This window comes from Fictibacillus phosphorivorans (genome assembly GCF_023715845.1).
Classification (GTDB): Bacteria; Bacillota; Bacilli; order Bacillales; family Fictibacillaceae; genus Fictibacillus; species Fictibacillus phosphorivorans_D.
Window position 1 is genome coordinate 87896 of sequence record NZ_JAMBOR010000009.1, and the last position, 14808, is coordinate 102703.

At 40.2% G+C, this 14808-nt stretch carries 9 protein-coding genes; 7 read left to right on the forward strand and 2 right to left on the reverse strand.

The window, feature by feature from the left end; translation table 11 throughout:
* Positions 1-73 precede the first annotated feature (73 nt).
* Positions 74-2191 carry a stalk domain-containing protein gene (locus M3206_RS08950; protein WP_251312179.1) on the forward strand — a complete coding sequence of 706 codons (2118 nt, stop codon included), beginning with the start codon at positions 74-76 and terminating at the stop codon, positions 2189-2191.
* A 37-nt stretch (positions 2192-2228) separates the two neighbouring features.
* Here M3206_RS08950 and M3206_RS08955 read toward each other — a convergent pair whose 3' ends face one another.
* Positions 2229-3122, reverse strand: a complete 894-nt coding sequence (locus M3206_RS08955) for an accessory Sec system S-layer assembly protein (protein WP_251312180.1) — start codon at positions 3120-3122, stop codon at positions 2229-2231.
* Between the two features lie 11 nt (positions 3123-3133).
* Complete coding sequence (gene secA2 / locus M3206_RS08960; protein ID WP_251312181.1) at positions 3134-5497, reverse strand: accessory Sec system translocase SecA2; 2364 nt, start codon at positions 5495-5497, stop codon at positions 3134-3136.
* A gap of 196 nt (positions 5498-5693) precedes the next feature.
* On the opposite strand from secA2, the gene M3206_RS08965 reads away from it, so the two are divergent.
* From M3206_RS08965 to M3206_RS08990, 6 genes are all read left to right on the forward strand, one after another.
* A complete protein-coding gene (locus tag M3206_RS08965) occupies positions 5694-6698 on the forward strand; it encodes an acyltransferase (protein ID WP_251312182.1) in 1005 nt (334 codons plus the stop codon).
* 133 nt (positions 6699-6831) lie between these two features.
* Complete coding sequence (locus tag M3206_RS08970; protein ID WP_251312183.1) at positions 6832-7938, forward strand: S-layer homology domain-containing protein; 1107 nt, start codon at positions 6832-6834, stop codon at positions 7936-7938.
* A 174-nt stretch (positions 7939-8112) separates the two neighbouring features.
* Positions 8113-10038 (forward strand): S-layer homology domain-containing protein, encoded by a 1926-nt coding sequence (locus M3206_RS08975; RefSeq protein WP_251312184.1) that lies wholly within the window; start codon positions 8113-8115, stop codon positions 10036-10038.
* 148 nt (positions 10039-10186) lie between these two features.
* On the forward strand, positions 10187-12145 hold the full coding sequence (locus M3206_RS08980) for an S-layer homology domain-containing protein (RefSeq protein WP_251312185.1): 1959 nt from the start codon (positions 10187-10189) through the stop codon (positions 12143-12145).
* Between the two features lie 267 nt (positions 12146-12412).
* Positions 12413-13150 carry a WecB/TagA/CpsF family glycosyltransferase gene (locus M3206_RS08985; RefSeq protein WP_251312186.1) on the forward strand — a complete coding sequence of 246 codons (738 nt, stop codon included), beginning with the start codon at positions 12413-12415 and terminating at the stop codon, positions 13148-13150.
* A complete protein-coding gene (locus M3206_RS08990; RefSeq protein ID WP_251312187.1) occupies positions 13143-14723 on the forward strand; it encodes a putative polysaccharide biosynthesis protein in 1581 nt (526 codons plus the stop codon). Before M3206_RS08985 ends, M3206_RS08990 begins: the two co-directional genes overlap by 8 nt.
* Positions 14724-14808: the final 85 nt, after the last annotated feature.

The following is a 14808-nucleotide window of genomic DNA, read 5'->3' on the forward strand; positions in this document are numbered from 1 at the left end:
TTTTGACATTGACGTTAAAAGTTATTACTTATACGCTACAAAGGTAGCTTAATTTTGGAAGGGGAGAATAATTTTGGGGAAACGACAACTTCATAGTTTCATAGCTTTGTGTCTAATCATCTCTATGTTTTCTGTGTTTGGTTTTACGGGAGGCCAAAAAGCGGAAGCTACACATGACCTAGTGAATGGTAATCAGTTCTATACATACGATGAGATGGTTACAGATATGAAAGAGCTTGCTGCTCATTATCCGGGTCTGATCAGTTACAAAGAGATCGGGCGCAGTGAGTACAACCGTCCGATCTACGCGATCAAGCTAGGAAAAGGGAATGCAAAGGTCTTTGTGAACGGTTCCCATCATGCCCGTGAATGGATTTCTACAAATCTAAGCATGGATATGATCGATGAATATGCAAGTGCGTATGTGAATGGGGATTCGATCGGCAAATACAATGTACGTGATATTTTAAATAAAACGACCATGTGGTTTGTACCGATGGTAAACCCAGATGGTGTAACGCTTCAACAATACGGTCTGACTAAGTTCCCTTCAGCGGATCACTTCAAGTTGATCAACATGAACGAAGGCAGCACAGACTTTAAACGTTGGAAAGCCAATGCGCGTGGTGTTGATCTAAACCGTCAATACGATGCAGACTGGGCAAACATTAAGAATAACAAGCCAGGTCCATCATGGAGTAACTATAAAGGAACAGCACCTGTTAACCAGGCTGAGTCAAGAGCGATCTCCATCTTCACTAAGCAGATAGATCCGGAGATGGCAGTAGCTTACCATACGAGTGGTGAAATTTTATATTGGAATTTCCACCAGACAGGCAGCTGGAAAGAACGAGACCATGTCTATGCTTCTGCTATTGGTAACATGACAGGGTATGACCTTGTTTACCCGGGTCCGAATCCTTCGGGTGGCGGATATACGGACTGGTTTATCCTCAAATTCAAACGCCCTGGATTCACTCCAGAACTTGGGAACTATGCAGGTAACACGCATGTTCCGGTTTCTGAGTATCCTACAATCTGGTCACAAAACAAATACGTAGGATTATATGTCGCGCAAGAAGGCTACAAACTGTATGTGAAGAGCCCTCGCTATAAGCCAGAACAAAAGATAACTGTCTACATTAATGGAAAGCTGTTCTCTTATGATGAGGACGCTTATATGAAAGATAACCGTACATTCGTACCCGTTCGAGGGGTATTCGAAAAGCTTGATGCGACGATAAACTATAACGGTTCTACCGGTGTTATTAAAGCGACAAGATGGGATCGTACGGTCACGTTTAAAATCGGTTCAAAAACAGCAACGGTTATATCAGCCAACGGTACATCGACGGTTACATTTGATACAGCACCTGTCATTAAAGATGGAAGAACGATGGTACCGATTCGTTTTGTTGCCAATGCACTTAATGCCGAAACCAAATGGGACGGTTCGAAGTTAACTGCATCGATCACAGATCATTTTGTGAAGAATTCAAAAGTGAAACATCCTGACCCGATTGCGGTAACGATTAATGGAGAAACACAGAATTTTAATCCGCCTGCTCATATTTATGGATACGATACGGTATACTTACCGCTTCGTAACCTATTGACAGCCATGGGTGCAAAAGTTACATTTGCAAACAACGTGGTAACCGCAGAAAAAGACGGCAAAAAAATGGTGATCAATCTTAAGCTAAGAACGATCTCTCTAAATGGAAAATACATTTACCTCAATAAGCCAGTCATTTTGGATCAAAATACAACCATGCTTCCAGTCCGTGTCATTTCAGAAGCATTTGGCTTTAATGTTGTTTGGTCTAATGACGAGTGGACCGTTCATATAACAACTGATGACGCTGCTGCAGCTGCACAGCAAACAGCTGAAGAAGCACCGGCTGTTGAAACGGAGGCTCCGGTCGAGACACAACCGGTAGAAGAACAGCCTGCGACAGAGGAAACAACTGAGAATGTAACACCTGAGGAAACGGCACCTGTTGAAGATACTGAACCAGCAGAGGAAGAGCCAGTAGAAGAACCATCTGAAGGTGTTGAGGAACCAGCAGAAGAAACTGAAGAACCAGTAACTGAAGATGACCAATCAACAAAAGAGCAATTAGAAAATGGTCATATTGAAACTCAATCTGTTCCGAATTTGGAAGAAACACCTGTTATTGAAGAGAATTAAAAAAAGGGCTGCCTAGATTTTAGGCAAGCTCCTTTTTTTATTGATTTTGTTGTGGCGGATAAGCTTTCCATGCAGATAGGTCCACTTCTTCTTTTAATACTAGTGAACGTGGGAAGATAAACGTCCACGGCTTACTCGTATATGCTTTTACTTCAAAGTCGTTCAGCGCAAACCCGCCTCTAGCGATCATATCACCGGATGCATCCACAACTTCAAGGGGAAGCTGCTGCAGCTGGATGTTTTTATCAGATCCGTTTCGAATTAACATCGTTACATGCAAGTTGCCATCGACTGACTTTTTTGCGTTGAGCCCCATGAAGTTTATTTCACCTGGTTTAGGTGCAGCCATATCATCGACTAACTGTTCCAAACGTGCCTTATCTTGTTCGGGAAGGTTAGCCCAGCTTTCTTCCAAATCAAGCGTGTGTTTTTTGGGCGCTTTTAGCTCAAATGCCAGCTTCCACCCTGTTTTAGGAAGTTCGCCTTCAACAAACAAGTCAGCTGCTTCAAAGCTAAACAGCCATGGCACACTGCTTTTCGCTGGAATTTCTCCTACAACAGAAAGGTCGAACACTTTGCGAGCTAATTTTTTCCCCTCTGCATCTAACAGTAATAGTGGCATCTCTTGCAATTTAATCGCTTTACTCAAGCTATTGCGGATAAATGCAGTAACTGTTACACCGCCATCTTGTTTCAAATCCACACCGGACAGTGAAATCTGATTGGGTTTTAATGGTGGAAGCTCTAGGTTTAAAAATTGATAAACATACTTTAATTCTTGTTCTAGCTCATAAGCAGGGGAGTAGAAAAGTTTCGTTTCTACTTCTTCCTCCGTGCTTTGTTCCACCTGTTCATTTAATAATTCTTGAGAGGACACCGTCGTATCTTCTCCTGTTTTGTTTGGATTTTTCTTTTTAAAAAGAGAAAGCATGAATGGACCTCCTATTGTAATTGTTTTTGATTTTCAACAGCTTGCATGAACTGTGAGAGCTGGCGGATCGCCGCTTTATGAATTTTATGGCGGGTACCGATAAAAATCTGCAAGCCCTCTTTTTCATAAAGTCTCATCGGATCGTCCTGTCCGTAACGGCGAAGTCCAATTCCTTCTTTTAAGTGGCTCATCGCCTCTAGATGATTGACCCATTCACGGTCTAACGCCATCACGGTGTAGCTCTTCAGCCATTGAGTCATCTTTTCATCTTTTTGCATGAAGGATTCGAGTTCCTCTAAATATGCCGTCAGCTGTGCTTTCAAGTCATCCTGAAGTTCATAATCTTCCTTATATTGGCCATTTAGTTGGATGTAGTTTCCGTATATCATCTTTAAATCGTGCTGAAGCTCATCTAATGGCCATTCTTCTGGCAGTAAGTCTTCAGTGATATGATTGTTGTATACTTTTTCAATCGCTTCCTCAGCCATTTCTTGTACATAAGGGAAGACTTCTTCTTTTTCTAAAAGCTGATCGCGAAGCTTATAAATAATGGTACGCTGCTGGTTCACGACATCATCCAGCTTTAACGTGTACTCACGGCCGGAGTAGTTGAAGCCTTCACAGATACGCTGTACGCGATCCATGAACGCCACTGGATTTTGATTAAGGATTAACCCAGCATCATCAAGTTTCATTGTTTTTTGGAGCTTTTCCATTTCGTCACGCGCAAAACGCTTAACGATCTCATCCTCAATACTTACGAAGAATTGAGAGCGTCCAGGATCACCTTGGCGTCCGGAGCGGCCTTTTAACTGATTATCAATACGGCGGCTTTCATGTCGTTCGGTTCCTAACACATATAATCCACCAAGTTCTTTTACACCTTCACCAAGTAAGATGTCTGTTCCGCGGCCAGCCATGTTCGTCGCGATCGTGATCTGTCCTTTTTGACCCGCAAGACTAATTAACTGTGCTTCCTGCTCTTCACTTTTAGCGTTCAGCAGTTGATACGTTAAGTCTTTTTTATCAAGGTAAGAAGCCACTTCCTCAGATTGTGCGATTGTTGTTGTTCCGATTAATACTGGCTGTTTCGTTTCGTGGATACGAGCTACTTCATCAGCAATCGCTGCATATTTGTGCTCTTGTGTCGCATAAACACGGTCTGTCAAATCTTCACGCTGACGAGGTTTGTTTGGCGGGATTGGAATAACATGCATACCGTACACATCGCGAAATTCCTTTTCTTCTGTTTTCGCCGTTCCCGTCATACCAGAAACCATCGGGTACATTCTGTAATAGTTTTGAATCGTAACAGAAGCTTGCGTCTTGTTTTCTTCCGTTACTGTGAGACCTTCTTTAGCTTCAATCGCCTGGTGGAGGCCGTCACTGTAACTGCGGCCTTCTAAAATACGACCGGTAAACTGGTCAACGAGCTCAACTTTTCCGTCACGTACGATATAATCAACGTCACGCTTCAGCATGATTGCGGCTCGCAATGCTTGAAGGACATAGTGGTAAAGCATCTGATGTTCCAGTTTATACAGGTTGCCAACACCAAAACACGCCTCGATGCGATCGATTCCTGCATCCGTTAAACTAACGGATTTTGTCTCTGGATCGAACAGGTAGTGCTCTTCTTCTTTAAAGCGTTTAACAAGCTGTGCGCAAATATAGTGAAGTTCCTGACTCACTTGTGTTTTTCCAGCGACAATCAACGGTGTTCGGGCCTCATCGATCAGGACGCTATCCGCCTCATCAAGAATGGCAAAATGATAAGGACGCTGTACTTTTTGAGACGGATGCTGCACCATGTTATCTCGCAGATAATCAAACCCAAACTCGTTGCCGACACCATATGTAATATCTGCTTCATAAGCAGCTGCTTTATCTTCAGGAGAGATCTGCGGAACGTTCAATCCGACAGTTAATCCTAAGAAGGTATGGATCTGTCCGATAAATTCGCTGTCACGGCGTGCTAAGTATTCGTTAACCGTGATAACGTGAACGCCTTTTCCTTCAAGTGCACGCACATAAGAGGGAAGGGAAGCGACAAGGGTTTTACCTTCTCCTGTTGCCATCTCCGCAATGTTTCCTTCTAATAGAACGAGTCCGCCAATCAGCTGTACGTCAAAGTGGCGCATGCCAAGCACACGCTTAGAAGCTTCACGGACAACCGCAAACGCTTCGAATTTTATATCATCGATCGTTTTTCCTTCTGCCAGCTGTTCTTTAAACTTTAAAGTTTTTGCACGCAATTCTTCATCTGTATATTTTTCGAAAATAGTTTCCAGCTCGTTGATTTGGTCTACCATTTTGGTGTATTTCTTCAATGTTCTTTGCTGCTCATCTATGATGTTTTTCAAGTAGGTCAACATCTTACTCTCTCCTTATTAAAGACTGAAACTAGTATATCATAGGGATTTATAAAAATATCCAAAAATAGAATGATTTTGTCAAAAATGGTTAAATAATCTTTTAATTAAAAGTAAATATTGTCATATATCAAACCTATTTGTATGATTAAGACAAATTAACAAAAAATTCAGATTACTAGGAAAGCAGGGAATAGCATTGATACAATACGCGAATGCACTTCGATCATTGGCTATCATGGCTGTTGTTATGATTCATGTCGTATCTTCATTAATGGTAGTGGATATTTCAAAAACGTGGTGGTTCGGCAACTTCATCGATAGTTTTGCTAGATGGAGTGTTCCTGTATTTGTTATGGTCAGCGGGGCATTGCTTCTCGGAAAAGAAGAGCCCTTATCGGTGTTCTTTAAGAAGAGAGCTTCCAAGATTATCATTCCATTCCTATTCTGGACACTGTTTTATCAACTTTTTAAATTCAGAACACAATTAGACTTATTTTCTATTGAAACGGCGATCAAGAACATTTATATAGGAAAAGCGTATTATCACTTGTGGTTTCTTTATATGATTGTGGGCATTTATATCGCCACTCCACTTTTCCGCGCTATTGCGCATAGAACCAATCTATTACTCTATTTTGTTGCCATTTGGTTTTTTATGTGTTTAGAGAATGTCGTATTCTACTTCACGTCTATGCACATGGGTTTCAAGATGGGGATGTTTTGGGGATTCGCAGGATACTATGTATTAGGATATTTACTCGCGAAATATACGATAAGTAAAAAGGCGGCAGCACTGATTTATATAGGTGGAGTTATAGGGATGCTTGTTACCATCTTCGGAACCTATTGGGCAACGTCTTCCAAAGGTGCTCTCGACATTTTTTGGCTAGATTATTTAGCGCCGAATACCGTATTGGTTTCTATGGCAGTATTTGTTTTAGTTAAACATTCGTTTAATAGGAACGTGCCTTTACTCGCTTCCTTTGCAGCAGCAAGCTTTGGAATCTATTTCATACACCCTTTCTTCTTAACCTTTTATAAATCTAGCCTATTTCAAGAGCTCTTCGGATTCGCTTTGCATAATAGAACGATCCATGTTTTGTTTGGTGTGCCGGTAACTTTTATTGTTGTCACTTTATCTAGCTATCTAGCGGTCGTCATTCTTCAAAAGATTCCATTTGTGAAGAATATTGTTCCGTAGAATATACTGGAATATTATTTTAAAAATTTAAATACTTAACAATTCCTCCCAAAGATAGTAAAATAGACATATGAAAAATTTACCGAAAGATATTATTATTTTTCTAGTAATGTAAAAATTAGGAGGAAAAGAAATGACTTTAAAGAAAAAACTGACAAGCTCCTTATTGGCTTTGTCAATATTGGCAACACCGTTCGCTGGACAATCTGCAAGTGCGGCGGGATACAAAGATCCGTTTACATACTATGAGCCTGTAGATATTGAAGGGCACTGGGCTGAAAACGACCTATGGGATATGCTATATGCAGACATCGTAAAAGGAACTATTGAAACGGTGAAAGATCGCGGTATCGAATTTGATCTATTATTCCTTAACCCGGACGACAAGATCACCCGTGGAGAATTCGTTTCTTTTATCGTGCGTGCTTTGGAATTAAAAAATACAGGTAAAACGGTTCCCTTTAAAGATATCAGCAAGCACTGGGGAAGAACACACATTCAAATCGCTTATCAGAATGGGGTAGTAAGTGGAACATCTGCTACAACATTTGAACCGAACAAAAAGATTACACGTGCGGAAATGGCATCTATGATCGTTCGATCCTTTAATAAAACAGTAGAATTTAAGAATGGTACTCCAAGAGATTACAAGGATCTACCTAAGAATCACTGGGCTTACAACCACCTTCGCATGGTTAACGGCCTAGGGATCATGAAAGGTATTTCAGCTGATAAGCTTGCACCGAACAACCAAGCAACGCGCGCTGAATCTATCGTTATGATTCTTCGTTCCATGAAAAAAGAAACAGCCAACCTGCCGACAAAAGCAATGCTTGAAACGGTTATCCTTGATAATGAAACAAAAGGTACTAAGTATATAAATGAGCAAAATTATAATGCTTTAAAAGATTTAACAAATGTAAGACAAATGGGATTCGCTCATTCATCAAGCAATGCTTTTATCGAGTATATCTTAGAGCCAGTAGAGGTTACTTATAACGGCATAATAAAAGGTAAACTTGGAATTGATTATGAGAATGCAAAGATCAATACACGCCTAGTTGAAATAGAATTAGAAAATGCTATTTATGATATGACCAGAACAGATGATGAAGGTACAAGAAAGTACGAAAAAGATGGATCAGGTACAGTCTTCCTTCGTTTAGAAAACAGCCGCTGGAAAATGTATACTTCGGATGAAATTGAGCGTAATTATCAAGAGTGGTTCGGATACAAATAATAATAAGATAGCATTCAGCCATGTAAACCCACCTAAATCAGGTGGGTTTTTCTTTTTTATAATACTTGTAATATAAAAGATAGTCTGAAAGTTCCTAGCAGATTTTGTAGAATATTGGTAGATTAAGAGAGGGTGTGGATAAACTTAGTAATTTTTACATATGGGGGTAATATTGTGAAAAAATGGTTCACTCTATTGTTGTTGCCATTCGTTTTGTTGTTCAGCTCTTACACGGCAAGTGCAGCGGATGACATTACAGGGCATTATTTTGAAAAGGACATGAGAAAACTGATCGAATTGGGTTTTCTTAAAGGGGAAGTCATTAATGGCGAGACTTACTATAAGCCGAATCGTGATGTAACCCGAGCTGAGTTTGCAGCGTTTTTAGTCCGTGTGTTAGAGGCGCAAAACCTAGAAGTGATCAATCCGAAACACTTTTCTGATGTTAAAGAAAATGCTTGGTATTACAGAGTCGTTCAGCAAGCTGCTGAAATGAACATTGTTAATGGTACACCAGACGGCAAGTTTCTGCCTGATGCACCGATTTCCCGAGAAGCTATGGCATCTATGATGAATGGCGCTTTTGAATATAAAGGAATCAAACTTCCTGAAGCTGAGCTGAAGTTTGCCGATTCTTCAAAGGTTCAAAGCTGGGCAGCACTTTCTGTAAAAAGAATGGTTTATGCAAAAATTATTGCAGGATATGGCGATAACACATTCCGGCCGTCAGAGTATGCAACACGTGGAACGACGAGCGCCTTTTTAGTTCGTATGATAGACGTTCTGAAAAATCCGCCTAAACCGCCTGTTCCAAACTTTTATCTGGCAAAAGTAACAAAGGACACAACGACAAACATTAGAGAATATGAAACGTATAACGAAGCAAAGGCAGCAGCGACAGATGCCGATCATGTTGTTTTGAAAGACAACAAGGTCGTTTATATGAAGAGTGGTGTGGTTTCTCCAGCTCAAGTTCAGCCTCTTGCATCTGTACTCTATAAGACTAGCGGATTTGGTGACCACTACTATAGCTTAGTAGCAGGAACAGAAACAGAATTTTTAGATGCCGGTGAAACATGGGTGAAGGTGAAATTCAATAACACGATCGGTTATTTTAAAATGAATGAAGCGACACTACATCCGACTGTTAAACTAAAAGGTGCTTCTTACTTTAAAGCGGAAGACGGAAAGCTGACCCATTATACGTATAACGTAAATACAGACACATATGGAGCATTCTGGTATGGAAGCAGCGGAACCCTTCCGAATGGCACTTATAAGAGTAAAGATGGACATTCGTTTTCTGGAAACGGAAACGTCTATAACATGTATCAGTATTTTAATGTGATGCCTCTATATACGAAGACGAGTTACACGGCAGAACAACTGAATGATTTTGTTAGGATGAACAAACCTGAATCAGCTGCTGACAACACGATTCTCGAAAACTTAGGGCACGCCTTCAAAAATGTAGAGGAAAAATATAATGTTAATGCGATGTATTTGTTGGCACATGCTATCCATGAAAGCGGCTGGGGAACAAGTAGGCTAGCGATCGAAAAAAAGAATCTTTTTGGAATTCGTGCAACAGATGGCTCTGCATATGAGAGCGGAGATACATTTAAATCTTATGAAGCATGTATCGAAGTCTTGGTTAAGGAATATTTACTTGATCCGACATCCAGCTACTTTATTCAAGGATGGAAAGCGAACGGGGAAGTTGTTGGCGACAAAGAATTGGGAATGAACGTACGATACGCATCAGATCCATACTGGGGTCAAAAGATTGCTGGATATATGTACAGAATTGATAAATACTTAGGCGAGAAAGAACGAAACCAATATGGGATTTCTGTAACATTAACGGAGGAAGTTAATGTCAGAAGTGATGCCACCGCGAATGCGAGTAGATTATATTCCATTCCACTAGCAGGTACACCCGTACTCGTTCTAGACAGAGTAACATCTAAAACAAATGAAGGTACTTGGCTCCAAATCGCTCCAAAGAACTTAAACGGAGCAAATTATGAGAAAACATTTGTTTACAGCCATGGTGGTCCTTATGGAACGCTGATAAGAGATCTTCCTCTAGCACCATAATATTTTAGAAGCAGGCGATTGAAGCTACATTCAATCGCCTATTTTTTTTATGTCTAGGAAAATACTATAAATTTTATGGTAAAGATTTACTTTAATCTGATAGAATAGTAGGGGTAGATTGGTAAAATATTATTTTGGAGGGGAAGTTTTGAAGAAGTTTTTATGTTTTTTAGTTTTGCCATTTGTGCTTTTGCTCGGTTTAGGAGCACAAGGTGTGTCAGCAGAGGAACCTTATTTGGGTTACTTTAAGGATTCCATGCAAGAATTAATTGATTTAAATATACTTAGGGGCGTACCGGTAAACGGCGGAATTGATTATAAACCTGATGAAACGATTACTCGATTAGAGTTTTCAATCCTTATGTTGCGTGTTTTAGACCAAGAAGATATTGAAATTACGAAGGTTACTAATTTTAAGGATGTTAAAAAAACCGATTGGTTTTACGAGGCAGTTCAGCGTGCAGCACAATTAAAAATTACTAGTGGCAAAAGTGATGGTACATTTGCTCCGAAAGAACATGTTACTCGTGAGCAAATCGCATCTATGATGAACAATGTTCTGGAACAGAAGGGAATCGTACTTCCTGAAGGTGATATCTCTACATTTTCAGATTATAAGAAAGTAAGCAGCTACGCTGGAACTTCCATGAAACGAATTGTTGGAGCTCGTATTTTAGCAGGGACAAATAACAAACTAAATCCTCAAGGGGACGCTGACCGCGGAATGACATCAGCATTTTTGGTTCGGATGCTTGATGTATTAAAGAAAGGTGAAAAACCTGTTTCACCCAAATATTATGTAGGAACTGCCACAGCAACTGAAACAGTAAAAGGTAAGGAGTATCCTAGCTTTGCTGATGCAAAAGCTGCTGCAACTGGTGCAAATCAGGTTGTCTTAAAAGATAACAAGATCATTTATATGAAGAAGGGACAAGTGACGAATAGTTCACTTTCAGCCATTTTAGATATAAAAGATAAATCTGTTTCCGGAAGTACACTGATTGGTCTCGAGAAAGGGACTGCTGCTGAGTACATAGAATCTGACGAACATTCAGTAAAGGTGAAATTCGGCAAGAGAACAGGCTTTGTTAAGATGGAGAATGCACTTCTTATACCAGAAATTCAGGTAAAAGGAAGAAGTTACTATAAGGTGACCAAGGGTTATATTTATCACTATACATTCAATTCATTCACGAATACCTATTATGCTCCTTACAAATATGGGAAGAGCGATTCTGATATGCCTGAAGGTGAGTATTACAGTGACAATGGAAGCACGTATACAAACAAGACTGACGGAAAAAAGTATACAGCATATCAATATTTCAATATGATGCCGCTTTACACAAAAACGTCATACACGGCTGAAGAATTAAATAATTTTGTAAAAGAAAATAAACCTGATTGGATTAAGACTGAAGTTGTCCTTGAAACGATGGGGAATAAGTTTAAGGCTATTGAGGCGGAACACAACATAAACGCGATGTATTTACTTGCACATGCGATTCATGAAACGAAATGGGGCACAAATGAAAAAGCACTTGTAAGAAATAATCTTTTCGGAATTGGCGCACAAGATGGAACAGATGGGCTTATTGAATTCGACTCCTATGATGAATGTCTAGACACTTTGGTCTTTAATTTGATAACAAAAAAAGAAGATAACTATTTTCTTGAATCTTCATACCGTTACCATGAAGCTTTTTTAGGAAACAAGGATCTAGGAATGAATGTATTTTATGCGACTGATCCTTATTGGGGCCAAAAGATTGCTGGTTTCATGAACCAAATTGATGAGAAATTAGGCGGGAAAGAGCGCAATAAGTATGATATCGCCATAACGCTTGTAGAAAATGCTAAAACAAAAGTAAGAAAAACGCCAACTGTTCCTTTAGACCATTCAAACATACTTTATCAGTTAAAATGGACAGGTACTCCTGTACTGGTTTTAGACACGGTTGTAACAGAGAAGGAAGGTACTTGGCTTGAAGTTGTACCTAAGAATATAGAAGGTGTTGAATATTCTTCAAAAGCTTATATGTATAGCCATGGTGGTCCAGCGTCACATGGTGAAAAAAATATGGGCCGTATCGAATTAGCTAAATAAAGAAAAGCCTGACTGAAAGGGGAGTTTTATGAACCTGGATGTTGGGCTTCTTTTTTGTACACAACTTCACATCAATTCAGAAATATTGGATAATCCAACCACCTCCCTCAAAAACTAAAACGGGAGACGACCTATATAAGATGAAACAACTAGTGACATTCATATGGTTTAAGGCCGTTTTATGATATATTTATTAGTGTTTTATTTTAAATAGGTAAACTTTGGTTAAAACATACAAAGTTAATACAGAAAAAGTGGTGACTTTCATTGAAAAAAACAGTTCGAATTCTAGGCGTAGATTTCGTAAACTCAACATTATTTGAATTCTTAAATACATTAAGCGGACATTTGGAACGAGAAGAAAAGACGTTTGTTGTAACAGCAAATCCAGAGATCGTTATGAAGGTTCGTGAAGATGCAAACTATCGGGCAGTCGTTGAAAAAGCAGACTATGTAACAGCAGATGGTATTGGTGTCGTTAAAGCGGCGGGACTTCTTGGAACGCCTCTTCCTGAACGTGTAACTGGTTTTGAAACGTTTATGGGCCTTCTTCAGATCGCCAATGAAAGAGGATACAGTGTGTATTTGCTCGGCGCACAGGATGAAGTGCTTCAGAAAACGGTGGCTGAGATCATGAAGCAGTTCCCTAATGTGAAAATTGCAGGTGCTCATCACGGGTTCTTCGATTGGAACGATGATCCTATTCCAAACGAGATTAAGCGTACGAAGCCGGATTTGATTTTTACCGCGCTTGGTGTGCCAAGGCAGGAGCTTTGGATTGGACAGAACATGGATAAGTTTGAAAAAGGTGTGTTCATGGGAATCGGCGGATCGTTTGATGTCTTAGCTGGTGCTGTGCAGCGTGCACCTGAAGTTTGGCAAAAGATGAACCTGGAATGGGCGTACCGTCTGATGAAACAGCCATCTCGCTGGAAGCGCCAGCTTAGTCTGCCGCACTTCGCGTTAAAAGTAATCCAGCAAAAGGTGACGGGTAAACATGAGTAAAAACACATTTATTAAAGGTGCACTCATCTTAACGGTCGCTACCTTTTTATCTAAATTCTTAGGTTCTGTTTTCCGTATTCCTCTGCAAAATATAGCGGGTGATGATGTACTCGGGATCTTTAGTCTTGTATATCCGGTTTATATGACAGCACTCATTCTGTCTGTAGCCGGGATTCCGATCGCGATCTCAAAATTGATTTCAGAAGCTCGTGCAAAAGGTGACGACACAGAAATCCGAAATATTTTTAATACAGCTGGAATCTTAGCGGTTGTTTTCGGGATTCTTTCTTTTAGCCTGTTATACGGCTTTTCTTATCAAATCGCAGAAATCCTGGGTGGACAGGAAACGAGAAGCTCTCTTATCGTCGTTTCGATCACGCTTTTGATCGCACCTTATATGGCGGTCTACCGCGGTTATTTCCAAGGGTACGAGGACATGAAGCCGACTGCTTACTCACAAGTGATTGAGCAGTTTATTCGTGTGGCCCTCGTCATCGTTGCAGCTTATTATTTTGTATCGATTGCAGCGGACAACGAGACGATTGCAGCGGGTACGATGGCAGGTTCAGCCATAGCGGCTTTGATCTCCTTAATTTTTTTACGAGTTCTTTTTCAAAAATCGAAACTTAAACCGAGTTCAAATCGTCCATATACAATAGAAGCGTTTAAAAAGTCGAGTACGCGCATATTAAAACTATCTCTGCCGATTTGTGTAGGTGCGTTAACGATGGCCTTGTTGAATGTTGTTGATTCCTTGACCATCCCTTCAGCGTTAAAAATGGCAGGGCACACAGCGAAAGAAACTTTTTACTTAAACGGTATCTATGCACGTGGTACATCGCTTGTTCAGATTGCCACTGTGTTCTCAACTTCAATCGTTTTACCGCTAATCCCATTAATTACGGGGAAAATAGCCAAAAACGAGATGGACGAAGCGAATAGAGTAATTAAACGCTCGTTCAACTTAACGCATTTATTCTCTTGGCCAGCGGCAGTAGGGATCGCTGCTTTAACACTTCCTTTAAACATCGCACTTTTCACGAACGATGAAGGAAGTCTTGTCGTAGCAATCGTTAGCTTTAGTTCGGTGTTTACATCACTTGCTGTGCTTGGTACAGGAATTCTGCAAGGAATCAATCGTCCCACTGCAGCGGCTCTTATTATCGTAGCGTCTGCAATCGGGAAAGCTCTTTTAAACTTTGCGTTGATCTCACAATATGGACTGTTAGGAGCGGCGATCGCAACGTTAGTGATTTATATTGTGATTACCATTGCCAATGCGCTCGTTATTAAACAAACGTTTAAACTGCCTTTTGTCAATCGGTCCATTTTAACCTTTGCGATTGGAAGTTTGCTCATGGGAGCAGCCATCGGTTATCCAACATTCGTAATGGATCTTTCTGGACGCCTTGCAAGCTTATTGTATGCAGGTGCTGCCATAATAATCGGCGGTGCGCTCTTTGCGGTTTTCATTTTGGTTACAAAGGGTATGACAGTAGAAGAATTACATTCTTTTCCTGTTATCGGAAAGAAATTGGGTCGATTTGGCAGGGTTTCGAAAAATAATGCTTAAGTAAATAGCGGAAACTAATTATAGTAGAAAAATGTAGTAGAAAAACGCTTTCATTTTCTTAATAATTTGTTCAAGATTTTCGCAC

Bases quoted from the DNA above. Each gene is read 5' to 3' on its own strand.
- M3206_RS08990 (WP_251312187.1), top strand. From the start codon at position 13,143: ATGAGTAAAAACACATTTATTAAAGGTGCACTCATCTTAACGGTCGCT.
- M3206_RS08955 (WP_251312180.1), bottom strand. From the start codon at position 3,122: ATGCTTTCTCTTTTTAAAAAGAAAAATCCAAACAAAACAGGAGAAGAT.
- secA2 (WP_251312181.1), bottom strand. From the start codon at position 5,497: ATGTTGACCTACTTGAAAAACATCATAGATGAGCAGCAAAGAACATTG.
- M3206_RS08970 (WP_251312183.1), top strand. From the start codon at position 6,832: ATGACTTTAAAGAAAAAACTGACAAGCTCCTTATTGGCTTTGTCAATA.